The organism is Pseudarthrobacter adonitolis (assembly GCF_055412845.1).
Window position 1 is genome coordinate 1 of sequence record NZ_JBVAYW010000009.1, and the last position, 26,996, is coordinate 26,996.

Here is a 26,996-nt window from a genome sequence, read left to right on the forward strand (position 1 = left end):
ACTGGGCATCAACGATTCAATTCGCTCCCATTGGGCATCGGTCAGGACTGCAGTGCGCGACATAGTTCCAGCCTGCCAAAGCCGTCACGAACCAATTGGGAGACACGCCCTAGTGGGGGCCCAAAACGGCGCTTACGGAACAACCGATGGGGAGTTCACTGGAACTTCACCTCGCTGACGGCTGCGCGTCGGAACCGGCTGGCAGGGTGGGCGGGACCCGATCGTAAATTTGGAGGCACCCCTTGTCTGAAACGACAGCCCGCAAGTTCACCCTGCTGCCCATGCTTGGCCACACCAAGGGCAAGCGCAGTGCCGTCACCTGCGCCTTGAAGTGCGACAACGCCTGCGCCGGCGATGTCTGCAACACCAGCTCCAACAGCTACTTCCGGGACATCGCGTCCGCCACCATGTCCCGCCGCGCGGCCCTGGGCTTCGGCGCAGCCGGTGCGCTCGCTGTCGTACTCGGCAGCGCCATTAGCTCCGCGGAACCGGCAGTTGCCGGCGGTCCCGGCCTGGCCCCCGCCGCGAAGGAAGGCTTCGCGAAGTCGAAGCTGAAGTTCACGCCGATCGCTCCGGTGGATGCCGCCGTCGACGCGTTCACCGTGCCGGAAGGCTTCACCTGGCAGCCCGTCATCCGCTGGGGCGACCCGATCTTCAACGGCACGCCGGACTTCGATCTGAACAACCAGACGGCCGCCGCGCAGGAGAAGCAGTTCGGCTACAACAACGACTACACGGACATCCTGGAGATTCCGAACACCAAGGGCCGCCGCGCCGTGCTGTTCGCCAACCACGAATACACCAACGAGAGCATCATGTTCCCGGCCACCATGCCGGCCGCCGACGTCCGCGCGGTGGGGGCGGCTGCGCACGGGCTGACCGTCGTCGAGCTCGAGCGCAAGAACCTCACCAAGCCGTGGACCTACGTCAAGGGTGCGCCGCTGAACCGCCGGTACCTGAACAACACCGTCTACGAACTGACCGGCCCCGCCGCGGGTTCCGCCCTGGTCAAGACCAAGGATGACCAGGCAGGCCGCTTCATCAAGGGCACCCTGGGCAACTGCGCCGGCGGCACCACCCCGTGGGGCACCATCCTCTCCGGCGAGGAAAACTTCAACGGCTACTTCGTCTCCCCGGGCACGTCCGCTGGCGACAAGCGCTACGGCCTGACCTCCAAAGCCACCGCCCGCAAGTGGGAACTGGACGATCCGCGCTTCGACACCCGCAACGCCGGCTACGAGAACGAGGCCAACCGCTTCGGCTGGATCGTGGAAGTTGACCCGTTCGACCCCAACTCCACGCCCAAGAAACACTCCTCCCTGGGCCGCTTCAAGCACGAGGGCGCAAACGTCATCATCGCCGAGTCGGGGCATGTTGTGGCGTACTCCGGCGACGACGAGCGCTTCGATTACCTGTACAAGTTCGTCTCCACGGACAAGTACATCGAGGGCGACCGCAAGCACAACATGACGCTGCTCTCCGCGGGTAACCTCTACGTGGCCAAGTTCACGGGCAACTCGCCAGCTGCCGAGATCACGGGGGTTGGCACCGTACCTGCCGACGGAGCCTTCGACGGCACCGGCAAATGGTTGCCGCTCGTTGTGGACGGCAAGTCCGCAGTGGCAGGCATGTCCGTTGAAGAGGTTCTGGTGTACACCCGCCTCGCCGCCGACAAGGTTGGTCCCACCAAGATGGACCGCGCCGAGGACGTCCAGCCCAGCCTGCACACCGGCAAGGTATACGTTGCCTGCACCAACAACTCGGACCGCGGCAAAGCCGGCAAGGAAGGCGCCACCGAGGTCAACCCGCGCAACCTGAACCGTGACGGCCACATCGTGGAAATCACTGAGACCGGCGACCAGACCTCCACAGGGTTCACCTGGAACCTGCTGATGGTCTGCGGCGATCCGGGCCAGGGCGACGCGACCTACTTCTCCGGCTTCCCCGTGGACAAGGTCTCGCCCATCTCCTGCCCGGACAACCTCGCGTTCGACTCCGTGGGCAACCTCTGGATCTCCACCGACGGCGCCCCCTCGGGCATCGGCAAGGCTGATGGGCTGTTCAAGGTCACCCTCGAGGGCGCCGAGCGCGGCAAGGTGGAGCAGTTCCTCGCCGTCCCGCGTGACGGCGAGACCTGCGGACCGATCATCCACGACGAAGAGCGCACCGTCTTCGTTTCCGTGCAGCACCCAGGTGAGGACGGCACGTTTGAAAAGCAGCTGTCCTTCTTCCCGGACTACGTCAAGGAAGGCGCGACGCCGGCACCCGGCCAGGCGCGGGCGCCCCGTCCGTCCGTGGTCCAGGTGTTCCGCGGCTGAGTCCGTTTCCCCGCCCCCGGACGCTCTCTCACTTCCTGCGGGTTTTTGGCCGACGCTCTCTCACTTTCTGTCCCTCCCTGGGCGGAAAGTGAGAGAGCGTCTGCCGTTTTGGTGCAAAAGGTGAGAGAGCGTTTCAGGGGATGGCAAACTGGTTCGGTGACTTCCCTGAACTCCCTCGCCGCCGCGCGGATCGCCGTCGACGCCCTGACCGACGGCGGCGTCCAGTACGTGGTGGTCTCGCCCGGATCGCGTTCCGCCCCCATGGCTTACGCCCTGGCCGAGGCCGAAGCGGCAGGCCGCGTGGAACTCCTGGTCCGCATCGACGAGCGCAGCGCAGGTTTCACCGCCCTTGGCCTGGCCCTGTCCACCGGCTCCCCGGCGGCCGTCCTCACCACGTCAGGCACCGCCGTCGGGAACCTCATGCCCGCGGTGATGGAGGCCAACCACGCCGCCGTGCCGCTGGTGGTGGTGTCCGCGGACCGGCCCGAGGAACTGCAGGGCACCGGCGCCAACCAGACCACAATCCAGCTGGACCTGTTCGGCGAGCACGTGCGCTTCGCCGCCGATGTCCCGGCCGGCAGCAGCCCGGTCCGCGCGGTGGAAACGGCATTGGCCGCCGCCACGGGCGCGTTTTCCGACCTCGCCCCAGGGCCCGTCCAGCTCAACCTCGCGTTCCGCGACCCGCTGGTGCCCGCACCGGGGGAAGAGATGCCGACGGCGGCCGGGCACCCCCGGTTCCGGATCGGTACCGATCCGCTCACCATGAACCTGCCGCCCGCCCCTGCCTCGTTGAAGGAGAGGCGCACCGTGGTGCTGGCAGGGCACGACGCCGGGCCCGTCGCCGAAGCGTTCGCCCGCGCGAACGGGCTGCCGCTGCTCGCGGAACCCTCCTCCAACGCCCGCTTCGGTCCCAACGCCGTGGGCCCGTACCGGCTGCTGCTAGAGCACTTCGGACCGTCCTCGGCACAGCCCGTCGAACGGGTGGTGATGTTCGGCCGGCCCACCCTGTCCCGGCCTGTTGCAGCACTCTTGGAGCGGGCCGACGTGCCGTCCGCGCTGTACCAGCCGATTCCCGTGGCCTGGTACCAGCCCGGCCGGCGCACCGAACTTCAGCTGGAGGACCTGGCCGACCTCGCTGATTTCGCTGGCCGCGGCCCGTCCGACTGGCTGGACACCTGGGTGCTGGCCGGAGCCGCCGCGCAGCACGCGCTCGACGGCGTCCTGGCCGCCGAGCCCGCCGCCACCGGACCGTCCGTGGGCGCCCTGGTCTGGCAGCACGCCCGCGGCCAGCTGATGCTGGGATCCTCCAACGGCATCCGCGACGTTGACCTTGCAGGCCTGCCCGCCGCCGAGCCTGCGGCCACGGTTTACGCCAACCGCGGCCTGGCCGGGATCGACGGCACCATCTCCACCGCCACCGGAATCGCCCTCGGTGGCCGGCAGGAAACCACAGTACTGCTGGGCGACGTCACCTTTCTGCACGATGCCGGCGGCCTGCTCCTGGGCTCGGGAGAGGCCGAGCCCGGACTGCGGATCGTGGTGCTGAACGACGCCGGCGGTGCCATCTTCGATCTGCTGGAGCACGGGGCTGTGCGTGAATCCGGACGCTACACGGACGCCGTCGAGCGCCTCTTCGGCACCCCCCACACCGTGGACATCGCGGCACTCGCCGCAGCGTACGGCGTCGGGCATTGCGCGGTAAGTACGACGGCGGGACTCGCCGAAGCGCTCGCCACGCCTGTGACGGGCCGCAGCATCGTCGAAGTCCGCACGGACCGGGTTGGCCTCCGCGCCCTGCACGCCCGCACCAAGGCCGCAGTGGCTGCCGCCGTCGCGGGAGTCCTGGCTGGTTAGCGACGCGGTAAGTATCTGGCGCCACGCATATCCCTTGTCGCTCGGATATGCCCTGACGCGGCCCGTTTCGTGGGCGTCAGATCGTATGCGAGTCGATTGCGAACGTGCGCGTCGATCGTGGTGCAGTTGGTTTTCCACATGCGGCAGCTTGATCTGTCGCACAGTGCGCGCACCTGGCATCTTCGGCCGACCTTCCACTGCTGCTCTTGGCCCGTGACCGCATCCAGCATGGACTGACCGCCAAGGACCTCGCCAAACGCGTCAGGGCCGGTTCGCTTGTCCGGATCCGGCACGGCGTCTACACCGGCGGCCCCGCGTGGAAGCGACTTAAGCCTTGGGAACAGTACAGGCTCCGGATCAGCGCGGCGGCGGAAACCTTCGAAAGCACGACCGTGTTTGCCCCACATTCCGCGGCATCCGTTTGGAGCATCCCCACCATTGGCGCGCACATGCAGTCCACGCCCTGACGATGAAGAACGACGGCGGCCGGTCCCGTGCCGGAGTTGTCCGCCACTTCGCTGATCCCGCGGGTTTGACTGTGCTCCGGCGGGAGGGCTTGCTCGTCACCGGCCGCGTCCGGACTGTCCTGGATCTGGCCGCGTTTACCCCGTTCACGGAGGCGGCAGCGCCGCTGGACCATGTGTTGAAATCGGACCGGGCCCTGCGACTGCCGGCCCTCACCAAGGATGAGTTAGTAGCGGGCATCGGCGCGAACTACTCGGCGGCGGCCGGGCGAAGGATTCTGGCGGCCTTGGCTTTCGCGGATCCTTTGTCCGGTTCGGCGGGGGAGTCCTACAGCCGTTCGCTGATCCAGGTCGCCGGCTTCGAAACCCCGGTCCTGCAACAAGCCATCCACGAAGCCATCCACGACCAGGACGGACTTGTGGGCTATGCCGACTTCTATTGGAAGCTGGCCAAGGTGGTGGGCGAATGCGATGGCGTGGAGAAGTACGTCTGATGGAGCCTGGGAAGCTGGAACGCATGCTGGCAGCGGCCGGCGTACCCCGCCGTCGTCCACGTTCCGCCGAATTCGACGCGCGAAAGACCCTATGACGCGCATATGCCCTGCCACTACCGGAATTCCGATAGCGACAGGGCATATGCGAGTCGCCACGCAACGGCCGCGTCAGCAGCGGCGCGGAAACGCGGGCGTCTACTCCTCGATCTCGATGTGCGTCGGGTCCAGGACGCGGCGCAGGAACTCTTTGGTGCGGGCCTGGGTGGGGGCGCTGACGACCTGCTCGGCCACGCCTTCCTCCACCACCACGCCGCCGTCCATAAACACCACGCGGTCAGCCACCTCGCGGGCGAAGCCCATTTCGTGGGTCACCACCAGCATGGTCATGCCCTCCTTGGCCAGGTTCCGCATGACCGAGAGGACATCGCCCACGGTCTCGGGGTCCAGCGCGGAGGTGGGCTCGTCAAAGAGCATCAGCTCAGGGTCCATGCTCAGCGCCCGGGCAATGGCCACGCGCTGCTGCTGGCCGCCCGAAAGCTGGTCCGGGAAACGGTCGGACAGGTGGCCCAGCCCCACACGGTCCAGGTTGTGCTGCGCCACCTTGTCGGCTTCGGACTGGGACCGCTTCAGCACCTTGGTCTGGGCGATGGTGCAGTTCCGTTTGGCATCCAGGTGCGGGAACAGGTTGAACTGCTGGAACACCATGCCCACCTTGCGGCGCATCCTGTCGATGTCCACATCTGGGTCCGTGGCCTCGAAGCCGCCCACGTGGATGGCGCCCTCGTTGGGCTGCTCCAGCAGGTTGACGCAGCGCAGGAGGGTGGACTTGCCGGACCCTGAGGGGCCGATCAGGCACACCACTTCACCCGGGGCCACGTCCAGGCTAATGCCCTTGAGGACCTCGTTGCTGCCGTAGGACTTGCGGAGGTCCTTGATGGACACGCCGGCGGCGTTCACGGTCGCCGCTGAACCGCGGGAGTTGTTTTCGACGTCGTTCATGACTTCCCTGCCTATCGCTTGGTCCGCGCGGAGCGGGTTTCGAACTTCCGGGCCAGGAGGCTCAGCGGGATGGTGATCACCAGATAGAAGGCACCGGCAACGAGGAGCGGCGTGAGGCCCGCACCCAGGCTGGAGATGCCGTCACGGCCGAACTTGGTGAGCTCGTACTGCGACGCGGTCAGGCCCAGCACATAGATCAGCGAGGAGTCCTTGGTGAGCAGGATGACCTCGTTGGTCAGCGGCGGAAGCACAATCTTGAACGCCTGCGGAATGACGATGGACACCATGGCCCGCCACTGGGGCATGCCCAGCGAGCGTGCGGCTTCCAGCTGGCCCTTGGGAACTGCCTGCAGGCCGGCGCGGAGCGTTTCCGCGATGTAGGCCGCGGCCACCATGCCCAGCGAAACCATCACCACCACAGTGACGTCCCAGGAGACACCGAAGGCCAGGGGGACGCCGTAGCCGAACGCGATGAACACGAGCAGCGCCGGGATACCGCGGAAGAACTCGATGTAGCCGGTGGCGATCCAGCGGTAGAGCGGGAAGGTGGAGAGCTTCATTAAGGCCAGCAGGAGTCCGCCGGAGAGGCCAACAACGAAGCCGAGGAACGTATAGATCAGGGTATTTTTCAGGCCCACCAGGAGGATGTCCGGGAAGATCGGGCCGATCTTGCCGAAGTTGAAGACGCTGTTGCCGATGGTCCTCCAGTCCGTGGCCAGAATCAGTGCGGCCACGGCCACGATGAAGATTCCGGCCTGGACATACAGGCTCACTCTGGCCCGTTGACGTGCGGTCATTGCCATGGGGTGCTCACATTCGTTGTGCGCGGCTGAGGCCCCGGACGTACTGCGGTACAGCTTGTCCGGGGCCCCAGCGGCGTAATTCTCAGGGCTGCGTGGTTCTCAGGCCGAAAGGCTTGGTCAGTTGGCGATCTCGCCGAACCAGGTGGTCTCGAACTTCTTCAGGGTGCCGTCGTCGGTAAGGCGCTTGAGAGTGCCGTTGACCTTCTCTGCCATGGCGGTGTTGCCCTTTTTGATGGAGATGCCAAGCTGCTCTCCGGTGGCGTACTTCTCGACGCTCTTGAACTTGGAATCGCCCTTGATGGCGTAGCCCAAGACGGACTGGTTGCCCAGTGCGGCGTCAATGGTGCCGGCCTGGAGTGCCTGGACCAAGAGGCCCGTGTCCTCGAACTGCTGGGCGTCGATCCCCTTGTCCTTGGCATAATCCGCGCCGGTGGTGGCCTGCTGGACGCCCACCTTCTTGCCCTTGGCATCGTCCAGGCTCTTGATGCCGGAGCCGTCGCTGGCTACGAGGGCCAAATCGTCGTCCAAGTAGGGGGTGGAGAAGTCCATGACGGCCTTGCGCGTGTCCGTGATGGAGATGGAGGAGATGGAGACGTCGCACTGGGTGAGCGCGGTGCCGGTCTCGATGGCCTCGAACGAGCTGTCCACTACGCTCAGTTCTGCCTTCAGGTCCTTGGCGACTTCTGCCGCGATGTCCATGTCGAATCCGACGGTCTTGCCGTCCTTCTGGAATTCGAACGGCTCGTAGGGGACGTCGGAGCAAACGGTGAGCTTGCCAGCGTTGATGAGCTGGATGCCGCCCTCGGACGCTGCCGGTGTGGAGCCGCCGCCGCACGCCGTAAGGGTGAGGGCGCCGGCGGCGAGGATTGCTACTGCCTTGGCGGCAATTTTGGCCGTAGCCAGGGACTTGGGCTGCATGTTTTTACCTTTTGTTGCAGGAGTATGCGGTACTAATCGGTTTATAGTGTAGCGCCGAAATAAGAGATGTGCATCACACGAAACTTAGTTTCACTATTGGATAACTAAAGCACAGCCGAAATCAAGTCCCGAGACCGCCAAGGTGGCTGCAGTTCCAGACACCCCACCTAACCGGGCAGCGGATAACGTCCCCGAACACGGGGTTTCGCGCCCGGGGTTTCGCGACGTTAAGTGCTGATCAGTTGGGGCTGCCTAGCTGCTGATCCCCAGCGATTCCAGCATCGGCCGGAACTTGGCCCAGGTCTCCGCCAGCTCGGCCTCAGGCTGGGAGCCGTCCACGATTCCGCAGCCGGCATATAACCGCGCTGTATGAGGATCCTCAATCACTGCGCCACGCAGCGCGATGCCCCATTCGCCATTCCCGGCAGCGTCGAGCCAGCCCACCGGCCCTGCGTACGGGCCGCGGTCCAGGTGCTCAAGCTTGCGGATCAGGGCGCCGGCCACCAGCGTGGGCGTGCCGCAAACCGCCGCCGTGGGGTGTAGGGCGTTGATCAGCGCGAGGCACGTAGGCACATGGCCCTCCACCTCGGCGAGCTCCGCCTTTACGTCCGACGCGAGGTGCCACACGTTCGGCAGTTCCAAAATGAAAGGCTCGTCGTGCGCGTTCATGGCCTCGGAAAACGGTGCCAGCTGCGACGTCAGCGACTGGATCGCGATCTCGTGCTCGTGCCGCTGCTTCTCTGACCCTGCCAGGACCCGCTCGGCATAATCCATGGGAATTCCGGCTTCACCGTGCGCATCGCGGCGGTCCAGCGTCCCTGCCAGCACGCGTGCCTGGGCGGTTCGGCCCTCCACCTGGATCAGCATCTCCGGGGTGGCGCCCACCAGCCCGTCCACGCCATAGGTCCAGCATTCGCGGTACCGCACGGCCAGCTCGCGCAGCACCTGCGCGGCGTTCACGCCCGACGGCACCGTGGCCACAATGTCCCGTGCCAGCACCAGTTTCTCCAGCGCACCGGTCCGGATCTCCGCCACGCCCGCGGCGACTGCAGCCATCCAGTCTTCCTCGCTGAGCGAGCCCGTGTGCAGGGTGGCTCCGTCGGCGGAAGGCATAGGACGTACGACGTCGCCAGCCGCCGCATCGAGGGCGCCGGACGTGCCGCCCCCGGCGGCGCCGGACTCACCGACGGCGCCGGCCGCACTAACGGCGCTGCCATCGGTCAGCCAGCCGTCCAGCGCGGCGAGGGCGCCCGCTTCGGTGAGTTCGCCGTCGTCGAACGTCAGCTGGGTGAGCCAGTACTGGCCGTCCCGGACGCCCACCACGATCTCCGGCACGATCAGCCGCGATACGTGGGTGGACTTCTTGGAAAATGCGAAGGAGCCGAAAGCCACCGGGCCAGTGCCGGGCAGCTCCACCGAGTCGGTGATGTCCGCTTCGAGGACAAGGTGGCGCCACCAGATGTCGGCCTCGAGGAAGCGCTCAGGGCCAGTGGCCCAGAAGCGGGCGACCTCGCCGAAGCCCACCAGGCCGGCTTCGCGGCGGGTCCAGCAGAGGACGTCGTCCCGGACCAGAAACTGCGGCAGTCCGCCGGCAGATGCGTTGCCATCCAGGGGGACTGTGAGGGTGCGGAACGTTCTCGTCATGATGAGACAACATTACTCCCGCGCGTGCGTGCGGCCGCGTTGGGCCGTGCCGGTCGCACGGGGGAAGCGCCAGGGTTGAGCCCGGGATGTGCCCGGGATGTGCCTCCCGGATCAGATGCCGTGAAGTCCCAGGACTCAGACCCGGGCCGGCCGGCCCGTGCGGCGATCGGGCCCGGCAGAGGCGGAGAACAGGTCCGGCCGGGCCCGTGACGGCCGAGCTCGCCGCACTTGTTTTCCGGGAGATTGATTACCGCGGACTTTCCGTTTCGCGGACGAGCTGGATGACGCCCTCGCGTACCTGGCGGACGGGCTGGACGTGGAGCCGCTGCTGACCCACACGTTCGACGCCGGTGACGCGGCCGAGGCGTTCGCCGTGTGGCTTCAGACCGGGGGACGGGCTCGTCGAAAGTCCTTCTCAAGTTTATCTGAGACAATTGCGTGGTGAACCGAGCATCCTTGGAAAAGCGTCCGGACGAAGTAGCCACGATGTTTGACGACGTCGCACCTAAGTACGACGTCGTCAACGATGTCCTCTCTATGGGGCAAACCCGCCGCTGGCGCAGGATCGTGGTGGACGCCATGGACATGAAACGGGGCCAGCGGGTGCTGGATCTGGCCGCGGGAACCGGCACCTCCAGCGAGCCATATGCCGATGCAGGCATAGATGTCATCGCCTGCGATTTCTCCCTCGGTATGCTCAAAGTCGGCAAGCGCCGCCGCCCGGACATCAATTTCGTTGCCGGCGACGCCACCAACCTGCCTTTCGCGGACAACAGCTTCGACGCCAGCACCATTTCGTTCGGGCTGCGCAATGTCAACGAGCCCAAGAAGGCGCTGGCCGAGATGCTCCGCGTCACCAAGCCCGGCGGCAAGCTGGTCATCGCCGAGTTCTCCCAGCCCGTGGTTCCGCTGTGGCGCACCATGTATACGGAATACCTCATGCGTGCCCTGCCGGCCATCGCCGTAAAGGTGGCCTCCAACCCGGACGCCTACGTCTACCTTGCCGAGTCCATCCGCGCCTGGCCGGACCAGGACCACCTGGCCGCCTGGCTGCAGGAATCCGGCTGGGAAAAGGTCACGTACCGCAACCTGACCGGCGGGATCGTGGCCGTGCACCGTGCCACCAAGCCCCTGGAATCCCCGCCAGAGGGCGCAACGGAGGCCATCGCCGCGCACAAGGGCCCCGTGGCCAAACTCCGACGAAACATCCAGCGCTGACCAGTGAATGTCCTGATTGTCGGCGCGGGGCCAGCCGGCTCCACCGCCGCGTATTACCTTGCCAAGGCCGGCATCAGCGTGACCGTACTGGAAAAGACCAGCTTCCCGCGTGAGAAGGTCTGCGGCGACGGCCTCACCCCTCGGGCAGTCCGCGAAGTCCAGAAGCTCGGCCTGCCGCACCCTGAAGCGGACGGCTGGCGCCGGAACAAGGGGCTCCGCCTAATCGCCGGCGGCCGCACCATCGAACTGCCCTGGCCCGAGGTCTCCGACTTCCCGCAGTACGGCCTGATCCGCACCCGCCTGGGCTTCGACGAGGAACTGGCCCGCCACGCCCAGGCCGCCGGCGCCGAAATCCTCGAGCGGCACAGCGTCACCGAAGCCCTGCGGTCTGAAGGCGGCCGCGTGACCGGTGTCCGCGCAGCGCTCCTGGACGAGTCCGGACGCAAGACGGGGGAGTCACGCGACTTCAGCGCCGACGTCGTACTCGCCGCAGACGGCAACTCCACCCGAACCGCCGTGTCGCTGGGCATCCACAAGCGCGACGACCGCCCCCTCGGCGTCGCCGTCCGCACCTATTTCACGTCGCCTCGGCACAACGACGACTGGATGGAAGGCTGGCTGGAGCTCCCCGGCCGCGACGGAAAACTGCTCCCCGGCTACGGCTGGGTTTTCGGCGTGGGCGACGGCACCTCCAACGTGGGCCTCGGAATCCTGAACTCGTCCAAGGAATTCGGCAAGCTCGACTACAAGCAGGTCCTGCGCGAATGGACCGCCGCCATGCCCGCCGACTGGGGCTTCACCCCGGACAACCAGGTGGGCGAGATCCGCGGCGCCGCGCTGCCCATGGGCTTCAACCGCACCCCGCACTACTCGCCCGGCCTCCTGCTCCTCGGCGACGCCGGCGGTATGGTCTCCCCGTTCAACGGCGAGGGCATCTCCTACGCGATGGAATCGGCACGGTTCGCAGCGGAGTTCGTCATCGATGCGTCCGCTCGTTCCTTGTCCAACGGAACGTACGACGCCGACGCGCACCTCGCGGGGTACGCGGACTATGTGCGGGGCCAGTGGGGATCGCACTTCACGCTGGGCCGGGCATTTGCCGTGCTGATCGGAAAACCTGCCGTCATGAAGCTCGCGCTGCGGACCGGGATGCCCATTCCCGTGCTGATGCGCTTTGTGGTGAGGCTGCTCGCAAACCTGACCGACCCGGCCGCGAAAGGCTTCGAGGACCGGGCCATCCGCGTCCTGGAATCGCTGGTTCCGGCCACATCCAACACCCCACCGGCATCGAACCAGCGGTATCCACAACAAAAAGTTAGGGTTAACCAGTGACTAACTCCGCAGACCACAGCTGGACGCACGCCGGGCACGGCCTGTCGGACTCCGAACCCAGCCTCAATACCACCGCCATTGCCACGGGACTGCAGCTGCCCGCCGGCTTTGCGGCCATCGCGGAGGACGCCGAGCTGGGCCCCGCCATCACCAATAACCTGGCCCGCGTGGAGAAGAAGCTCCGCGAGGCCATTGCCAACTCCGATCCGCTGGCTGATGCAACGTCGCGTCACCTCGTGGAAGCCGGCGGCAAGCGCATCCGGCCACTGCTGACGCTGCTGTGCGCCCACCTCGGCGACGCCTCACTTCCAGCCGTGGTGCAGGCGGCCGTGGTGGTTGAGCTGACTCACCTGGCAACGCTGTACCACGACGACGTGATGGACTCGGCCCCGTTCCGCCGCGGGGCCCCGACGGCCCACGAGGTCTGGGGAAACTCAGTGGCAGTCCTCACCGGAGACCTCATCTTTGCCCGCGCCTCCATCCTGGTGTCCGAGCTCGGCTCGCGCGCGCTGGGCATCCAGGCCCGGACCTTCGAGCGCCTGTGCCTGGGCCAGCTGCACGAAACGGTAGGCCCGCGCCCGGACGAGGATCCGGTGGAGCACTACCTGTCTGTCATCGCGGACAAGACCGGTTCCCTGGTGGCCGCCTCCGGCCAGCTCGGTGCCATCTTCGCCGGTGCCGACGAGGCCTACGAGGACCTCCTGGTGGAGTACGGCGAGAAGGTGGGTGTGGCCTTCCAGCTGGCCGACGACGTCATTGATGTCACCGGCGTCAAGGTGAAGTCCGGCAAGTCACCGGGCACGGACCTCCGCGAAGGTGTGCCCACGCTGCCGGTCCTGTTCCTGCGGCGCGATGCTGCAGCCGGTGACCAGTCCGCCGTCGAACTTTTAAAGCTCATTGATGGGGACCTGACCTCCGACGCTGCCTTGGCTGCCGCCGTGGCCGGGCTGCGCGAGCACCCCGTCACCGCCGAGTCCTGGGTGATTGCCCGCCGTTGGGCCGACGAAGCCATTGCCGCGCTGGGGCCGCTTCCCGAGGGTGTTGTGAAGTCTTCGCTGGCCAACTTCGCCCTGGCTGTGGTGGACCGCGCCAGCTGATTCTTGTTTAGCTGCGAGCGGGGCCTCGGCGGATCAATCTGCCCGGGGCCCCGCTTTGGCTTAAATGCGATGGCCCCGGTTCTCGGCAACGATACGAATCACACGTTGCGTCGAACCGGGGCTATGTCTCCGTTCGCATCAGACCCGCCGGAGGCGTTTAGCGGATCCGTGAACAGTCTATGACAGGTTTGTCACATGATGCAAGGCTGCTGTTACTGCGCGTGTCACAGACCTTCTCCCGTCCACGCCCTGCTGGGCTTCCCCACCTTTGCCGGGAGTTGCCGCTGGCAGCCCGGCGAGTCCTGACGCCACGCCGGGTGGGCCGCTCAAACCAGGGGAGACCCAGCGGCAAAGTTGTGCACATAGGCGATTTCGAACCTGCCGGTTGGAGCCACGGTCGGCTCTGCTGGGATTATGGACGTCACCTCTTACCTCAAGTACGCCGGCTCCGTTGCCAGGGCGGCGACGTTGCGCAAGGCCGGATTCTCGGATCGGAACATCCGCCTGGCCGTTGGCTCCGGCCAGATTCGGCGACTCCGTCACGGAGTGGTGGCATTGCCGGGGGCCGCCCCGGATCTGGTGAGTGCAGTCCTGGCGAATGGCCTGCTCAGCTGCGGATCCGCCACTACACACCACCGGCTGTGGCGGCTGCGTGAGCCTGCCGCGCTCCACCTGCTCTGCCGGCATGGGGCGGCCAAGGGTCTTGTGGTGCATCGTGAAACCGTGGTGCCCCAGGACGTGCCCTGGCCTGTGGCCGGCCTGACCGATGTGCTGCTGCATGGCCTGCGGTGTTTGCCGGAGGTGGAAGCAGCCATCATGGTGGAGAGTGCACTGCTGCAAGGGAGGACCACCCTGGATTATCTGCGCGGCCACCTGCCAGGCAACCGAAACGGAGCCGCCCGCAGGGTCTTGGACCTGGTGGATGGCACGGCCGGATCACCCATCGAGGTGGTGGCCCGGCTCCTCTTCCGAAGCGAGGGCATCTTCGTCCAGACCCAGGTGGACCTTCCCGGGATCGGAATCGTGGACTTCCTGCTGGAGGGATTCCTCATTGTGGAGCTCGACGGCGGCACTCATCTGGAGCCGAAGCAGGTCAAGAAGGACAGGCTGCGGAACAATGCAAGCACCCTGGATGGCTACGCGGTGCTCAGATACGGCTACGCGGATGTGGTCTACCGCCCGCAGAAGGTCGTGGACGAGGTGTGGCAGGTGCTACGTGGCCGGGTGATGCGCTGAGATTCCCCGGCTTTGCTTCACGACCGGGCCGACACTCCGGCAGGTTGGGCAGACTCGCCGGACGGACCGGCCAAACCTGGGGAATTCCGGCGGCGGTACGGCAGGCAGGTGGGCGGGGGAGGACCCTAGATTTCTTCCTCGTCGTTGAAGGCCCACTCGAACATGTCGAAGGCGAATTCGGAGAAGGTGCCTTCTTCGCTCTTCCACTGGCCGCGGGCGTTATTGCGGCGGTACACGATGGGGTCCGGGATGCCGAGGTCGCCTACGCGGAAGCCCCAGGTGAACTTTTCTTCCTCGTCCTCAAGGAACATCAGGAAGCCTTCGTCATCCACTTCCAGCTCTTCGGGATCCCAGAAGTAGTGGTAGGCCTCCATGATGTCCTCGCAGCCGCCCACCGCCAGGTAGAACTCGCGGAGGACCAGGGGAACCTGGAACTGGTGTTCGGCGAGGGCTGCGTCTAGTTCGTCCGCGGGCAGGCCATCTTCTGCCTGCCATTCGTCCTCGAGATACGTAGGAACAAGCGCGCGGAACTTCTCGAGGAACATGTCAGTCATGCTCATATCCTAGCTAACTGCGGCGTGCTCCCGAGCCGCCGCCAGCCCCATCAGCCCCACCGCCCTCAAAGCCGCCCGGGCCACCAAAGCCCCCTGCCCCGTCCCCGCCGCCGGAACCCCGCCGGTGCCAGCCGTGAACTGCCAGGGGAACATACCAGGACCGGCGCCAGGCAACCACGCGGAAAGCGAACACCACGGCCGCTACCGCGCACGCCGTCAGCGCGTTGAAGGCCCCTGTGACCCAGAGAAGCGCGGTCAACGCTGCCCCGCTGAAGGCCGGCAGCGCGTAGAGGTCCCGGGGGTTGAAAAGCTGGGGCACCTCGTTGGCGGTGATGTCCCGCAGCAGGCCGCCGCCCACCGCAGTGGTCACGCCGAGCAGCATGGCGGCCACCGGGTTCATCCCCAGGGCCAGGGCCTTCAGCGTTCCGGTGATGCAGAAGAGGGCCAGCCCGCCGGCGTCGAACAGCACCAGCAGCGAGGTGTACCGCTGCACGCTGGAGTACAGGAAATACACCAGGACGGTGGCCAGGACCGGGGGAACCAGATACGCGGGGTTGGAGAAGGCTGCCGGCGTGCTGTTGAGGATGATGTCGCGGATGACGCCGCCGCCGAGGGAGACCAGCGACGCCAGCAGCAGCGAACCCACCAGATCGAACTGTTTCCGTGCCGCCAGCAAAGATCCGGAGACGGCGAAGAAGAAGACCCCGGCCAGGTCAAGCCATACCAGGTCGATGTCGAACGGCAATGTGTCGAACGGCAATGTCATGAGGCGTCCCGGCGGTTTCAAGGTGGGCGGACAGGGCGGCTCCAACGTTACGCTAGCCCCTATGAACAACCCGATCATGATCGCCTGTGCCCACGGGACTTCCAGCCCACAGGGCGCCGCGGAGGTCAACGCGCTGCGCGCAGACATCGCCGCCCTGCGCCCGGGCCTGGACGTTCGCGAAGCCTACGTGGACGTCCAGCAGCCGGACCTCGTGGACGTGGTGGCGGGCCTGCCCGAAGAGCAACAAGCCGTCGTGGTGCCTCTGCTGCTAAGCGTGGGCTACCACGTCAAGGTGGACATCGCCCGCGCTGTGAAAAGCCGTCCGGGCAGTCTGGCCGCAGCGCCGCTCGGCCCGGATCCGCGGCTCGCGGCCCTGCTGGACCAGCGCCTCCGGGGGGCCGGCGTCACGGAGCGCGACGCGATCGTCCTCGCCGCCGCCGGCTCCTCCAACCCCAACGCCGCCGGCAGCGTCGAAAAGCTCGCTGACCAGCTCAGAGCGCTCCGGCACAACCGGATTCTGCCTGCCTACGGTGCCTCCGCCCAGCCGTCGGTGCCCGACGCCGTCGCCATCCTCCGTCAGGAACTGGCCGGGGGCGCCGGGGCGGGGGAGTCCGCGGGTGCCGTGGACGACGGCGGCCGCGTGGTGATTGCCTCCTACCTCCTCGCGCCGGGGTTCTTCCACGACCAGCTGGCCAAAGCCGGTGCCGATCTCGTGACGGAACCACTGCTGCCGTCACCGGTGCTCGCCGAGATCGCGCTGGAACGGTTCGACGCCGCCGTCGCCCACGGTCAGTAGCCGCCCGGGGGGCTCGGCAACCAAGCACAGCAGGCAGGCATCTTCAAGGGTCTCCGGCGGTTCGTGACGAATTGTTTCCCTAGGTGACCTCGCGTTTCCGGACCTTTGTGACGCGCTTAGGCAGGCACCTACAGTCGATGCATGACTGATACAGCTCTAGCCGGAGCGTCCGTGGACCCCGCCGCCGCCAAGCGCCCCGCGCGCGCCTCCCGCCCCGCTGCAAAGCCGCACGGGCAGTGGAAAGTGGACGGCAAAACCCCGCTGAACGCCAACGAAACCTGGAAACAGGAAGACGACGGCCTCAACGTGCGCGAGCGTATCGAGACCATCTATTCCAAGGACGGCTTCGACGCCATCCCCAGCCAGGACCTCCACGGACGCTTCCGCTGGTGGGGCCTGTACACCCAGCGCAAGCCCGGGATCGACGGCGGCAAGACCGCGACGCTGGAGCCGCACGAGCTGGAAGACAAGTACTTCATGCTCCGGGTCAGGATCGACGGCGGTGCGCTCACCACCGAGCAGCTGCGCGTCATCGGCCAGATTTCCGTTGATTTCGGCCGGGATTCCGCCGACCTCACGGACCGCCAAAACATCCAGTTGCACTGGATCCGGGTGGAGGATATCCCCGAGATCTGGAAGCGCCTTGAGGGTGTTAACTTGTCCACCACCGAGGCCTGCGGCGACGTTCCCCGAGTCATCCTGGGCTCCCCGGTGGCGGGCATCGCCAAGGACGAGATCATCGACCCCACGCCGCTCATCGCGGAGCTGGGCGAGCGGTTCATCGGCAACCCGCTGCTGTCCAACCTCCCGCGTAAGTACAAGACCGCCATCACGGGCCACCCCAGCCAGGACGTGGTCCACGAGATCAACGACTTTGCCCTGGTAGGCGTCCGCCACCCCGACCTCGGCGTCGGCTACGACCTCTGGGCCGGCGGCGCGCTGTCCACCAACCCGATGCTCGGCAAGCGGCTCGGTGCCTTCGTGAAGCCCGAGGAAGCCGCCGAAGTGTGGCTCGGCGTCACCAGCATCTTCCGCGACTACGGCTACCGCCGCATGCGCACCAAAGCCCGCCTGAAGTTCCTGATGGCCGACTGGGGTCCGGCGAAGTTCCGCCAGATCCTGGAAGACGAATACCTGGGCTACAAACTGGCCGACGGTCCCGCCGCACCCAAACCCACCACCCCGGGCGACCACATCGGCGTGCACGAGCAGAAGGACGGCAAGTTCTTCATCGGCGCCACCCCGCTGGCCGGCCGCCTCTCCGGCGCCCAGTTGGTCAAGCTCGCGGACACCCTCGAAGCCCGCGGCTCCTACCGCCTGCGCACCACCCCGCACCAGAAGCTGGTGGTCCTGGACGTTGCCAAGGACCACGTGGAACCGCTGGTTGCCGAGCTCGATGCCCTGGGCCTCTCCGCACGCCCGTCCGTGTTCCGTCGCGGCACCATCGCCTGCACCGGCATCGAATACTGCAAGCTGGCCATCGTGGAAACCAAGGTCACGGCCGCCACCGCCGTCGCGGACCTGGAACGCCGGCTGGCGGACCTCGCGGAGTCCGGCGAGCTGCCGCACGCCTTGTCCCTGCACATCAACGGCTGCCCCAACTCCTGCGCCCGCATCCAGACGGCGGACATCGGGCTGAAGGGCATGATGCTTCCAACGCCCGACGGCGACCCCTCCCCGGGTTTCCAGGTCCACCTGGGCGGCGGGCTGGCTTCCAACAGCCGCGAAGAGGCAGGCCTGGGGCGCACCGTCCGCGGCCTGAAGGTATACGTCGAGGACCTGCCTGACTACGTGGAACGCGTCGTGCGCACCTTCGTGGCTAAGCGCGCCGAAGGCCAGACCTTCGCCGAATGGGCCCACGCAGCAGACGAGGAGGCCCTCCAGTGAGCAAGCACGCCCTCGGGGTAGATCCAGCGGCATCGCCTGCCGCTGCCCTCCGCACCCACGACCAGCTCAAGGCCATTGCCGAGTCCGGTGCCGCCGAGCTCGGCTGGGATGCCCCGGCCCGGGACGTCATTGGCTGGGTGGAGCGCAACTTCGACCTCTCAGCGGTCGCCGTCGCGTGCTCCATGGCCGACGCCGCCCTGCCGGCGCTGGTCGCGGACCAGCTGCCCGGGGTTGACGTCCTGTTCCTGGAGACCGGCTACCACTTCCCGGAAACCTACGCCACGCGTGACGAGGTGGCCGCGAACCTCCGCGTCAACGTGGTGGACGTGCTCCCGGAGAACACCGTGGAACAGCAGGACCGGCTTCTGGGCAAGGACCTCTTTGCCCGCGACGCCGCCCAGTGCTGTGCCCTCCGCAAGGTGGCCCCGCTGCGCCGCACGTTGGCCGGCTACGAACTTTGGTTCACCGGTGTCCGCCGCGACGAGGCTCCTACCCGGACGAACACCCCGCTGGTGACCTGGGACGAAATCAACGGCCTGGTCAAGGTCAACCCGGTGGCCGCATGGACGTTCGACCAGCTGGTCCAGTACTCCGATGACAACCTCCTGCCCGTCAACCCGCTGCTTTCCCAGGGTTACCCCTCCATTGGCTGCCAGCCCTGCACTCGCAAGGTGGCGCCCGGCGATGACCCCCGCGCCGGACGCTGGGCAGGCACCGACAAGACAGAATGCGGACTACACGTATGAGCACTTTCCTAACTGAGGAGACCACCCAGGTGACTGAAGCCGCCGTATCCACGCGCCTCTCCAGCCTGGACGCGCTCGAGTCCGAGGCCATCCACATCATCCGCGAAGTCGTGGCCGAGTTCGAGAAGCCTGCGCTGCTGTTCTCCGGCGGCAAGGACTCCGTGGTGATGCTGCACCTAGCCACCAAGGCGTTCTGGCCGGGCAAGGTCCCGTTCCCCGTGCTGCATGTGGATACCGGCCACAACTTCCCCGAGGTCATTGACTTCCGCGACCGGACTGTGGAGCGGCTGGGCCTTAAGCTCGTCGTCGGAAGCGTCCAGGAGTTCATTGACCGCGGCGAACTGGCCGAGCGTGCAGACGGCACCCGCAACCCGCTGCAGACCGTCCCGTTGCTGGACGCCATCCAGCAGAACAAGTTCGACGCCGTCTTCGGCGGCGGCCGCCGCGACGAGGACAAGGCCCGCGCCAAGGAGCGCATCCTGAGCCTCCGCGACGAGTTCGGCCAGTGGGACCCGCGCAACCAGCGCCCCGAACTGTGGAACCTTTACAACGGCCGCCACACCGTGGGCCAGCATGTCCGCGCGTTCCCCATCAGCAACTGGACCGAGCTGGACATCTGGCGCTACATCGAACGCGAGAACATCGAGCTGCCGGGCCTGTACTACGCCCATGACCGCGAAGTGTTTGCCCGCGATGGCATGTGGCGTGCGGTGGGCGAAGTTTCCCAGCCGTTGCCGCACGAGGAAGTCCTCGTCAAGACCGTCCGCTACCGCACCGTGGGCGACATGTCCTGCACCGGTGCCGTTGAGTCCGACGCGGCCACCGTGAGCGACGTTGTGATCGAAGTTGCCGCCTCCACCATCACCGAACGTGGCGCCACCCGTGCAGATGACCGCATCTCCGAGGCAGCCATGGAAGACCGCAAGAAGGATGGGTACTTCTAAATGAGCACGAACGCAACTTTGCACGGAACCGCCGCCGAGCTGGAAACGGCCCTGCCCACCACTCTGTTCCGCTTCGCCACCGCCGGATCGGTCGACGACGGGAAGTCCACTTTGGTGGGCCGCCTCCTGCACGACTCCAAGGCGATTCTTGCTGACACGCTCGACGCCGTTGCCCGCACCTCCGCGGACCGCGGATTCGGCGGCGCGGGTGCCACCGGCACGCAGGCGATCGACCTGGCGCTCCTGACGGACGGCCTGCGCGCCGAGCGGGAGCAGGGCATCACCATCGACGTCGCCTACCGCTACTTCGCCACCGACCAGCGCAGCTTCATCCTGGCCGACTGCCCCGGGCACGTTCAGTACACCAAAAACACGGTGACCGGCGCGTCCACGGCGGATGCCGTCGTCGTACTCATTGACGCCCGCAAGGGTGTGCTGGAGCAGACGCGCCGGCACCTGTCCGTGCTGCAGCTGCTGCGGGTGGCCCACGTGATTGTGGCTGTGAACAAGATCGACCTGGTGGACTTCAGCGAGTCCGTGTTCCGTGAGATCCAGGCCGACGTGCAGCAGGTGGCCCGCGAACTGGGCATCGGCTCAGCCGAGCTGGGCACCGCGGACCACTTCGATGACCTGCTGGTGATCCCGGTGTCCGCCCTCGACGGCGACAACGTGGTGGACCGGTCCGAGCGAACGCCCTGGTACGACGGTCCGGCCCTGCTGGAGGTCCTCGAGACCCTGCCCGCCGCGGACGAGATCGATACGGAGCTGGAGAGCTTCCGCTTCCCCGTGCAGCTGGTCATCCGGCCGCAGGGTGCACTTGCCCCGGACGCCGTGGCCGGTGGCCTGGACGTGGAGGCCTTCCGCGACTACCGCGCGTACGCCGGCCAGATCACTGAGGGTTCCGTGAAGGTGGGGGATTCCGTGTCAGTGCTCACGCCCGGGCAGGCGCCCCGCACCACAACGGTGACCGGTATCGACTTCGCCGGTGAGTCCCTGCAGGAAGCGTTCGCCCCGCAGTCCGTCGCGATCCGCCTGGCCGAAGAATTCGACGTCGCCCGCGGTGACACCATCGCGGCCGCCGGTACTGTCCGTGAATCTTCTGCCGACCTGTACGCGGCCCTGTGCTGGCTGTCGCCCAAGCCGCTGCGCGAGGGGTCCAAGGTGCTGGTGAAGCACGGTACCCGCACGGTCCAGGCGTTGGTCCGCAGCGTGAGCGGCAAGCTGGACCTGGCCACGTTCAAGCTCGAAGGCGCGTCCAGCCTGGAGCTGAACGATATCGGCCACGCGCAGCTCCGGCTCGCCGCGCCGCTGCCGCTGGAGAACTACCTGCATCACCGCCGAACCGGCGCGTTCCTGGTGATCGACCCGCTGGACGGCAACACGCTGGCCGCGGGCCTGGTCAAGGACCACCCGGGCGACCACGAGGACGAACGCTACTCCATCTAACATCTCCCGAACGGCCCGAAGTCGTCGGAAGGCTGCGAGGTAGCCGCAATTTTGCGGCGACCTCGCAGCCTTCCGACGACCTCGTCGGTTGTGGCTACAGGTGGTTGTCCTTGCGGGCCGGCAGGCGCCAGACCATGATCGTGAGTGGGAGGCCGTGGCATGGAGACCATCAACAGCAGGCTCATCAACTGGGCCTCGATCCTGGATGCCAAGACCCGCGGGCAGGCGCTGGCCACGTCGACGCTGCCGTTCATCTACCCGCACCTTGCCCTGATGCCGGACGCGCACCTGGGCAAGGGCGCGACCGTCGGTTCGGTGATTCCCACCTTGCGCGCGATCATCCCGGCCGCCGTGGGTGTGGATATCGGCTGCGGCATGATCGCCGTGCGGACCCAGTACTCGGTCAAGGACCTGCCCAAGGACCGCAAAGGGCTGCGCGAGGACATCGAACGGGCCATTCCCTTGTCCGCCGGGCATAACAACCGGCGGGTCATGGCCACTGCCGGACCGCGCCTTGCCGAGCTACGGAAGCTGGCGGCGCAGGCTGGCTTCAACCCTGCCCAGTATCTGGCCAAGTGGGAACTTCAGCTGGGCTCGCTGGGATCGGGCAACCACTTCATCGAGGTCTCCGCCGACGAGACCGACGCCGTCTGGCTCTTCCTGCACTCCGGCTCGCGGGGCGTGGGCAACAAGATCGCGCAGCACCACATCGGCGTCGCCCAGCAGGTGACCCGCAAACGCGGGACCAGGCTGCCCGACCCGGACCTCGCCTACCTGGAGGAGGGTACCAGCGAGTTCGCCCGCTACATCAAAGAACTTCGCTGGGCGCAACACTTCGCCCTCCTGAACCGCGAGGAAATGATGGACTGCGTGATCATGCAGTTCGGGCACTGGGTGGGCGGCCATGTCAAGGAGCGCGAGCGGATTAACTGCCACCATAACTTCACCCAGCAGGAGACCCATTACGGCAAATCCGTGTGGGTATCGCGGAAGGGGGCGATCAGAGCCGAGCACGGCGATCCGGGACTTATCCCCGGGTCCATGGGGACGGCGTCGTACGTAGTGGACGGGCTGGGGAACCCCGTCTCGCTGAACTCATCCCCGCACGGGGCCGGGCGCGAGTACTCCCGGACGGCTGCTCGCAAGACGTTCTCGCTGGCTGAGCTGAAGACGGCGATGCAGGGCATCGAGTTCCGGGCCACCGAAGCGTTCATCGACGAAATTCCGGCCGCCTACAAACCCATCGATGTGGTGATGAGGGACGCGGCGGACTTGGTCAAGGTGCGGCACAAACTGCGGCAGCTGATCAACGTCAAGGGGGACTGAATGGGACCCGGAATGTGACGCTGCATGAACCCGCGTGACCCCCCGTTTCTGCTTCATTGAATGGGTTTGTGTCACTCCCTATGGTGAAACAATGACTAGTTCCAAGCCCGGGATGACCCGCATCGTGGCAGGCGAAAGCGCAGTACCCAAGCGTAAGCGCGCCATCGAGGCGGCCCTGGCCATCGGGCTCGTCTTCCTGATCGCGGCCGGTGCCGTAGTGGCGTCGTCCATTTCCCGTAATTCGGCGGCAGAGGCAGCCATTCCGTCGCCCACTCCGGCTGCGCAACTGAAGCTTGGTTATTTCGGAAACCTGACCCATGCCCCCGCCTTGGTGGGCGTGAAGCAGGGGATCCTCGCCCGGAACCTGGGCGACACCAAGCTCAGCACCGAAACTTTCAACGCGGGGCCTGCCGCGATCGAGGCGCTGAACGCCGGCGCCATCGACGCGGCATACATCGGACCAAATCCCGCGATCAACTCGTTTGTCAAGAGCGCGGGGGAGTCTGTGAGCATCATCGCCGGTGCCGCCGCGGGTGGCGCGCAGTTGGTTGTGCGTCCCGAGATCACTTCCGCGGGCGAGCTGAAGGGCAAGACTCTCGCCTCGCCGCAGCTCGGCGGAACGCAGGACGTGGCGCTCCGCGCCTGGCTCGGCTCGCACGGGTTCGAAACGAACGTTGACGGCAGCGGCGACGTCGCCATCAACCCCACGGAGAACGCCCAGACGCTGAAACTGTTCCAGGATGGAAAGCTCGACGGCGCATGGTTGCCTGAGCCGTGGGCGTCCCGTCTGGTGCTCCAGGCCGGAGCCAAGGTCCTGGTGGACGAAAAGGACCTCTGGAACGGCTCACTCTCCGGCAAAGCCGGCGAGTTTCCCACGACCATCCTGATCGTCAGCAAGAAGTTTGCCGCCGAGCATCCGAACACCGTGAAGGCGCTGCTGAAGGGCCATGCCGAGTCGGTGGCCTGGCTGAATGACACGCCCGCCGCAGAGAAAACGAGCGTCATCAACGGCGCCCTGCAGGAGTCCGCAGGTGCGGCGCTTCCCGCCGATGTCCTTGAACGCGCCCTGCAGAACGTGGTTTTCACGGTGGATCCGCTCGCGGGAACCTACCCGAAGCTCCTCGAAGACGGGGTGAAAGCCAGCACCACTAAGCAGGCGGACATCACCGGACTGTTCGACCTCCGTGCCCTGAACGAAGTCAGAGGGTCTGCCGGCCGCGTCTCCGCAGCCGGCCTCGGCCAGGACTGACCTCACAAACTCCCCACCAACGACTTAAGGACGGGACCATGCCAGTCGTACTGGAAAACCTGGGCAAACGCTTCGGCGACGGCGCCCCGGTGCTGGACGACGTCAACGCCAATATCGGCGCGGGCGAATTCGTTGCTCTCCTCGGTGCGTCCGGCTGCGGCAAATCCACCCTGCTGAACATCATGGCGGGACTGGAGGTCCCGACGTCGGGCGCCCTTGAAGTACCCAGCGACGGAGCAGCCTTTATGTTCCAGGACGCTGCCCTCTTCCCCTGGCTGACGGCGCGGGAGAACATCGAGCTGGCCCTGAAGCTGCGCGGTGTGGGAAAAGCTGAACGCCGGATCAAGGCCGATGAGTTGCTGGAGCTGGTGCACCTCGGCGAGGCTGGGGACAAGCGTCCGCACGAGCTTTCCGGCGGTATGCGCCAGCGCGTGGCACTGGCCCGGGCACTGTCGCAGGACCGGCAACTGCTGCTGATGGATGAGCCGTTTGCCGCCCTGGACGCCATCACCCGCGACCTCCTGCACGACGAGCTGGAACGCATCTGGACGGAAACCGGCCGGACCATCGTTTTTGTAACCCACAACGTCCGCGAGGCCGTGCGGCTGGGCCAGCGTGTGTTGCTGCTGTCGTCCCGACCCGGCCGCGTGGTCCAGGAATGGGCCGTTTCCGAGGAACACCGAACCGACGCCGGCCTGGCCGGACAGCTGACCGGGGTCATCACCGCCCGGCTGCGTGAGGAGATTCGCCGCCATGCCAAATAGATCCTTATCTGACCCCGCGCCTCTCGCCGAGAGCAACCCGGTGGTCGAGCCGAACCCGGTGGTCGAGCGGGGGAGCGAGACCAAGCCGGAAACCCGCAAAGTCCACGCCGCCCTGACACGCTCTTCCACCGGGCATGAGGACCTGCGCGAGCTCGAGGCCGGGCTGGATTCGCTCCAGTCCGACGCCGCGCGCAAGCACCGGAACGACTGGAGCCGTGTGCTCCTGCCCGTCGCGGCCCTCGTGGTCCTTGTCCTGATTTGGCAGTTCTACGTATCCCTGGGCCTCAAGCGCCGCGACCTGGTACCCGGTCCGCTCGACGTCCTGGGCCAGATCGGCGTCCTCTGGGGCGAGGCCAAACTGCAGGAAGCGGTGTGGACCTCGCTGCAGCGCGGGCTGGTCGGGTTCCTGATCAGCGTTGCCATCGCCACGCCGGTGGGGTTGCTGCTGGCCCAGGTCGCGCCGCTGCGCCGTGCCTTCGGGCCGCTGATTTCCGGCCTTCAGGTGCTGCCGTCCGTTGCCTGGGTGCCCGCTGCCATCATCTGGTTCGGCCTCACGGACGCCACGGTCTACTTCGTAGTGTTTATGGGTGCGATCCCGTCCATCATCAACGGGCTGATCTCCGGCGTGGACCAGATCCCGCCGCAGTACCGCCGCGTCGGCACGGTCCTGGGCGCCAACCGTTTCCAGATGGCCGTGCAGATCATCTTGCCTGCCGCGCTGCCCGGCTACCTCAGCGGGCTCAAACAGGGCTGGGCGTTCTCCTGGCGGTCGCTCATGGCTGCGGAAATCATCGCCGTGGGCGGCACCATCGGCTTCGGCCTCGGTTCGCTGCTTGACCAAGGCAGGGTCCTGTCCGACATGACCATCGTGATGTCCGCAATCCTGCTGATCCTGGCCGTCGGCATCCTCATCGAGCTGCTGGTGTTCGCCCCGATCGAGAAGCGTCTTCTCCGCAGCCGCGGCCTGCTCGCCGGCAGCACGCGCTGACGCGGCAGCACCCCTCCAGCGGCAGAAACCTGTCAGCAGAGCCCGATGCCGAGTCCCGCCGTCGGGCTTTGCTGTTCTGTTTTGAAGGCGACGAACTACGCCGGCAGCCCATCACCATGACGTCTGGCAGACTGGCGGCATGACTGTCAGCTTCGTGTGCCGCACCGCGTCCGCCCTCCCGCGGGAGCGCCTGTTCGATCTCGCACGCAGCATTGAGGCGCACCTGGATTCCCAGCAGGTCGCCGGGGAACGGGCCGTAGGCGGGGTCACGTCCGGCCTGATCGGCGAGGGACAAGAAGTGACCTGGCAGGCCCGGCATTTCGGCGTTCTGCTGAGGATGACCGTCCGAATCACCGCACTGGACTTCCCTGAGAGCTTCACGGACGAACAGATCAGGGGCCCGTTCAAAACGTTCCGCCACGTCCACGAGTTCGAGGCCACGGCCACCGGCAGCATCATGACGGACCGGGTGGAGTTCACGGCGCCGTTCGGGATCCTGGGCCGGCTGGTGGAGGACCTGGTCCTGCGCCGCTACTTGCAGCGGCTCATCACCAACCGCGGCCGGTTCGTCGCCGGCCTTGAGGACTAGGGTTCCCGCGACTAAGCCTCAGGGAAGGGCGGCGGCCCCAGGATCTCGATACCGCCGTTCAGCTGCCCTGATTCACGGATGCGGTCAAAGTCCACAAGACCTGTTCCTCCGCTGTCAATGAGCGGTTCGCTCGCGCCGAAGTAGAAGGCCTGGGCGCCGCCGGGGGTGTGCAGGCACAGCACACGGGTCCCATCCTGGAGGACTTTGAACGCGTGTGGGACACCCCTCGGCGCGATGGTCACGCCACCCGCTGCGACCTGGTGCTCCGTGCCGTCCATGTTCATCAGGATCTCTCCGGCCAGAATGTACAGCGTTTCGTCCGAGTCCGGATGCGTGTGCATTGGCGTCACCTTGTTCAGGGCCATCTCAACTTCGAAGAGCAGGAAGGCCCCCGCGGTGTCTTCCTGCGTGGCTTTCCACGTCTGCACTCCGCCGCCGAAGAACCAGCGCCTGGCCCCTTCGCCGGGCTGCAGGACAACTGCGGATGCTGAGTTCTTCGTCTTCATGGTGGTCGCCTCGATACTGGTCGGAAGGCTTATGGGACTGATGTCCTATAACAAGACT

General features: G+C 66.4%; 25 protein-coding genes. 18 read left to right on the forward strand and 7 right to left on the reverse strand.

All coding sequences use genetic code 11. The features are described from left to right. The first annotated feature begins 242 nt into the window (after window positions 1-242). The 4 genes from ACZYZ4_RS11155 (at window position 243) to ACZYZ4_RS11170 (ending at window position 5,130) form a co-directional block, all read left to right on the forward strand. The gene (locus ACZYZ4_RS11155) at window positions 243-2,318 is read left to right on the forward strand and encodes a PhoX family protein (RefSeq protein WP_463860844.1); all 2,076 of its coding nucleotides are present in this window, start codon (window positions 243-245) and stop codon (window positions 2,316-2,318) included. 156 nt (window positions 2,319-2,474) lie between these two features. Continuing rightward, a complete protein-coding gene (gene menD, locus ACZYZ4_RS11160) occupies window positions 2,475-4,172 on the forward strand; it encodes a 2-succinyl-5-enolpyruvyl-6-hydroxy-3-cyclohexene-1-carboxylic-acid synthase (RefSeq protein WP_463860846.1) in 1,698 nt (565 codons plus the stop codon). Window positions 4,173-4,378: 206 nt separating this feature from the next. Continuing rightward, on the forward strand, window positions 4,379-4,639 hold the full coding sequence (locus ACZYZ4_RS11165; RefSeq protein WP_463860848.1) for a type IV toxin-antitoxin system AbiEi family antitoxin domain-containing protein: 261 nt from the start codon (window positions 4,379-4,381) through the stop codon (window positions 4,637-4,639). A gap of 2 nt (window positions 4,640-4,641) precedes the next feature. Continuing rightward, window positions 4,642-5,130: a hypothetical protein gene (locus ACZYZ4_RS11170; protein ID WP_463860849.1), complete on the forward strand. Its 489-nt coding sequence runs from the start codon at window positions 4,642-4,644 to the stop codon at window positions 5,128-5,130. A gap of 195 nt (window positions 5,131-5,325) precedes the next feature. Here the strand turns inward: ACZYZ4_RS11170 and ACZYZ4_RS11175 are convergent, their stop codons facing one another. The 4 genes from ACZYZ4_RS11175 to ACZYZ4_RS11190 all read right to left on the reverse strand — a co-directional run bounded on the left by ACZYZ4_RS11175 (window position 5,326) and on the right by ACZYZ4_RS11190 (window position 9,494). Further along, window positions 5,326-6,129 carry an amino acid ABC transporter ATP-binding protein gene (locus ACZYZ4_RS11175; RefSeq protein ID WP_463860851.1) on the reverse strand — a complete coding sequence of 268 codons (804 nt, stop codon included), beginning with the start codon at window positions 6,127-6,129 and terminating at the stop codon, window positions 5,326-5,328. Between the two features lie 11 nt (window positions 6,130-6,140). Then, complete coding sequence (locus tag ACZYZ4_RS11180; protein ID WP_463860853.1) at window positions 6,141-6,932, reverse strand: amino acid ABC transporter permease; 792 nt, start codon at window positions 6,930-6,932, stop codon at window positions 6,141-6,143. A gap of 117 nt (window positions 6,933-7,049) precedes the next feature. Next, the gene (locus tag ACZYZ4_RS11185) at window positions 7,050-7,850 is read right to left on the reverse strand and encodes an ABC transporter substrate-binding protein (RefSeq protein WP_463860855.1); all 801 of its coding nucleotides are present in this window, start codon (window positions 7,848-7,850) and stop codon (window positions 7,050-7,052) included. A 252-nt stretch (window positions 7,851-8,102) separates the two neighbouring features. Next, a complete protein-coding gene (locus ACZYZ4_RS11190; RefSeq protein WP_463860857.1) occupies window positions 8,103-9,494 on the reverse strand; it encodes an isochorismate synthase in 1,392 nt (463 codons plus the stop codon). Between the two features lie 441 nt (window positions 9,495-9,935). Between ACZYZ4_RS11190 and ACZYZ4_RS11195 the strand changes: the two genes are divergently transcribed. The 4 genes from ACZYZ4_RS11195 (at window position 9,936) to ACZYZ4_RS11210 (ending at window position 14,377) form a co-directional block, all read left to right on the forward strand. Beyond that, a complete protein-coding gene (locus tag ACZYZ4_RS11195; RefSeq protein WP_463860859.1) occupies window positions 9,936-10,712 on the forward strand; it encodes a demethylmenaquinone methyltransferase in 777 nt (258 codons plus the stop codon). Between the two features lie 3 nt (window positions 10,713-10,715). Beyond that, window positions 10,716-12,044 (forward strand): geranylgeranyl reductase family protein, encoded by a 1,329-nt coding sequence (locus ACZYZ4_RS11200; RefSeq protein WP_463860861.1) that lies wholly within the window; start codon window positions 10,716-10,718, stop codon window positions 12,042-12,044. Beyond that, window positions 12,041-13,141, forward strand: coding sequence for a polyprenyl synthetase family protein (locus ACZYZ4_RS11205; RefSeq protein WP_463860863.1), 1,101 nt, complete (start codon window positions 12,041-12,043; stop codon window positions 13,139-13,141). The genes ACZYZ4_RS11200 and ACZYZ4_RS11205 overlap by 4 nt, the downstream gene beginning before the upstream one ends. A gap of 414 nt (window positions 13,142-13,555) precedes the next feature. Continuing rightward, the gene (locus ACZYZ4_RS11210; protein WP_463860865.1) at window positions 13,556-14,377 is read left to right on the forward strand and encodes a DUF559 domain-containing protein; all 822 of its coding nucleotides are present in this window, start codon (window positions 13,556-13,558) and stop codon (window positions 14,375-14,377) included. Window positions 14,378-14,502: 125 nt separating this feature from the next. Here the strand turns inward: ACZYZ4_RS11210 and ACZYZ4_RS11215 are convergent, their stop codons facing one another. Together ACZYZ4_RS11215 and ACZYZ4_RS11220 are read right to left on the reverse strand one after the other, a co-directional pair. Next, window positions 14,503-14,931, reverse strand: a complete 429-nt coding sequence (locus ACZYZ4_RS11215) for a hypothetical protein (RefSeq protein WP_463860866.1) — start codon at window positions 14,929-14,931, stop codon at window positions 14,503-14,505. 13 nt (window positions 14,932-14,944) lie between these two features. After that, a complete protein-coding gene (locus ACZYZ4_RS11220) occupies window positions 14,945-15,697 on the reverse strand; it encodes a trimeric intracellular cation channel family protein (protein WP_463860868.1) in 753 nt (250 codons plus the stop codon). A gap of 61 nt (window positions 15,698-15,758) precedes the next feature. Between ACZYZ4_RS11220 and ACZYZ4_RS11225 the strand changes: the two genes are divergently transcribed. The 10 genes from ACZYZ4_RS11225 to ACZYZ4_RS11270 all read left to right on the forward strand — a co-directional run bounded on the left by ACZYZ4_RS11225 (window position 15,759) and on the right by ACZYZ4_RS11270 (window position 26,432). Next, window positions 15,759-16,493, forward strand: coding sequence for a sirohydrochlorin chelatase (locus ACZYZ4_RS11225; RefSeq protein WP_463860870.1), 735 nt, complete (start codon window positions 15,759-15,761; stop codon window positions 16,491-16,493). Window positions 16,494-16,634: 141 nt separating this feature from the next. Further along, window positions 16,635-18,380: a nitrite/sulfite reductase gene (locus tag ACZYZ4_RS11230; protein ID WP_463860872.1), complete on the forward strand. Its 1,746-nt coding sequence runs from the start codon at window positions 16,635-16,637 to the stop codon at window positions 18,378-18,380. Continuing rightward, window positions 18,377-19,126, forward strand: a complete 750-nt coding sequence (locus ACZYZ4_RS11235; RefSeq protein ID WP_463860874.1) for a phosphoadenylyl-sulfate reductase — start codon at window positions 18,377-18,379, stop codon at window positions 19,124-19,126. The genes ACZYZ4_RS11230 and ACZYZ4_RS11235 overlap by 4 nt, the downstream gene beginning before the upstream one ends. Then, window positions 19,123-20,070: a sulfate adenylyltransferase subunit CysD gene (cysD, locus tag ACZYZ4_RS11240; protein WP_463860876.1), complete on the forward strand. Its 948-nt coding sequence runs from the start codon at window positions 19,123-19,125 to the stop codon at window positions 20,068-20,070. The genes ACZYZ4_RS11235 and cysD overlap by 4 nt, the downstream gene beginning before the upstream one ends. Next, window positions 20,071-21,516: a sulfate adenylyltransferase subunit 1 gene (locus tag ACZYZ4_RS11245; protein ID WP_463860878.1), complete on the forward strand. Its 1,446-nt coding sequence runs from the start codon at window positions 20,071-20,073 to the stop codon at window positions 21,514-21,516. A gap of 159 nt (window positions 21,517-21,675) precedes the next feature. Continuing rightward, the gene (locus tag ACZYZ4_RS11250; protein WP_463860880.1) at window positions 21,676-22,842 is read left to right on the forward strand and encodes an RtcB family protein; all 1,167 of its coding nucleotides are present in this window, start codon (window positions 21,676-21,678) and stop codon (window positions 22,840-22,842) included. A gap of 112 nt (window positions 22,843-22,954) precedes the next feature. Then, entirely contained in the window at window positions 22,955-24,091 is a 1,137-nt protein-coding gene (locus tag ACZYZ4_RS11255) for an ABC transporter substrate-binding protein (protein ID WP_463861021.1), read from the forward strand. Window positions 24,092-24,129: 38 nt separating this feature from the next. After that, on the forward strand, window positions 24,130-24,855 hold the full coding sequence (locus ACZYZ4_RS11260; protein WP_463860882.1) for an ABC transporter ATP-binding protein: 726 nt from the start codon (window positions 24,130-24,132) through the stop codon (window positions 24,853-24,855). Then, entirely contained in the window at window positions 24,845-25,843 is a 999-nt protein-coding gene (locus ACZYZ4_RS11265) for an ABC transporter permease (protein ID WP_463860883.1), read from the forward strand. The genes ACZYZ4_RS11260 and ACZYZ4_RS11265 overlap by 11 nt, the downstream gene beginning before the upstream one ends. A gap of 139 nt (window positions 25,844-25,982) precedes the next feature. Next, entirely contained in the window at window positions 25,983-26,432 is a 450-nt protein-coding gene (locus tag ACZYZ4_RS11270; RefSeq protein WP_463860884.1) for an SRPBCC family protein, read from the forward strand. Between the two features lie 11 nt (window positions 26,433-26,443). On the opposite strand, the gene ACZYZ4_RS11275 is transcribed toward ACZYZ4_RS11270, so the two are convergent. Continuing rightward, the gene (locus tag ACZYZ4_RS11275) at window positions 26,444-26,938 is read right to left on the reverse strand and encodes a cupin domain-containing protein (protein ID WP_463860886.1); all 495 of its coding nucleotides are present in this window, start codon (window positions 26,936-26,938) and stop codon (window positions 26,444-26,446) included. Window positions 26,939-26,996: the final 58 nt, after the last annotated feature.

Excerpts from the sequence above, each read along its gene's own strand:
- ACZYZ4_RS11260 (WP_463860882.1), top strand. The coding sequence starts at position 24,130 with ATGCCAGTCGTACTGGAAAACCTGGGCAAACGCTTCGGCGACGGCGCC.
- cysD (WP_463860876.1), top strand. The coding sequence starts at position 19,123 with ATGAGCACTTTCCTAACTGAGGAGACCACCCAGGTGACTGAAGCCGCC.
- ACZYZ4_RS11220 (WP_463860868.1), bottom strand. The coding sequence starts at position 15,697 with ATGACATTGCCGTTCGACACATTGCCGTTCGACATCGACCTGGTATGG.
- ACZYZ4_RS11225 (WP_463860870.1), top strand. The coding sequence starts at position 15,759 with ATGAACAACCCGATCATGATCGCCTGTGCCCACGGGACTTCCAGCCCA.
- ACZYZ4_RS11245 (WP_463860878.1), top strand. The coding sequence starts at position 20,071 with ATGAGCACGAACGCAACTTTGCACGGAACCGCCGCCGAGCTGGAAACG.
- ACZYZ4_RS11180 (WP_463860853.1), bottom strand. The coding sequence starts at position 6,932 with ATGGCAATGACCGCACGTCAACGGGCCAGAGTGAGCCTGTATGTCCAG.
- ACZYZ4_RS11185 (WP_463860855.1), bottom strand. The coding sequence starts at position 7,850 with ATGCAGCCCAAGTCCCTGGCTACGGCCAAAATTGCCGCCAAGGCAGTA.
- ACZYZ4_RS11170 (WP_463860849.1), top strand. The coding sequence starts at position 4,642 with ATGAAGAACGACGGCGGCCGGTCCCGTGCCGGAGTTGTCCGCCACTTC.
- ACZYZ4_RS11230 (WP_463860872.1), top strand. The coding sequence starts at position 16,635 with ATGACTGATACAGCTCTAGCCGGAGCGTCCGTGGACCCCGCCGCCGCC.
- ACZYZ4_RS11175 (WP_463860851.1), bottom strand. The coding sequence starts at position 6,129 with ATGAACGACGTCGAAAACAACTCCCGCGGTTCAGCGGCGACCGTGAAC.
- ACZYZ4_RS11190 (WP_463860857.1), bottom strand. The coding sequence starts at position 9,494 with ATGACGAGAACGTTCCGCACCCTCACAGTCCCCCTGGATGGCAACGCA.
- ACZYZ4_RS11270 (WP_463860884.1), top strand. The coding sequence starts at position 25,983 with ATGACTGTCAGCTTCGTGTGCCGCACCGCGTCCGCCCTCCCGCGGGAG.
- ACZYZ4_RS11265 (WP_463860883.1), top strand. The coding sequence starts at position 24,845 with ATGCCAAATAGATCCTTATCTGACCCCGCGCCTCTCGCCGAGAGCAAC.
- ACZYZ4_RS11215 (WP_463860866.1), bottom strand. The coding sequence starts at position 14,931 with ATGACTGACATGTTCCTCGAGAAGTTCCGCGCGCTTGTTCCTACGTAT.
- ACZYZ4_RS11250 (WP_463860880.1), top strand. The coding sequence starts at position 21,676 with ATGGAGACCATCAACAGCAGGCTCATCAACTGGGCCTCGATCCTGGAT.
- ACZYZ4_RS11255 (WP_463861021.1), top strand. The coding sequence starts at position 22,955 with ATGACCCGCATCGTGGCAGGCGAAAGCGCAGTACCCAAGCGTAAGCGC.
- ACZYZ4_RS11210 (WP_463860865.1), top strand. The coding sequence starts at position 13,556 with ATGGACGTCACCTCTTACCTCAAGTACGCCGGCTCCGTTGCCAGGGCG.
- ACZYZ4_RS11275 (WP_463860886.1), bottom strand. The coding sequence starts at position 26,938 with ATGAAGACGAAGAACTCAGCATCCGCAGTTGTCCTGCAGCCCGGCGAA.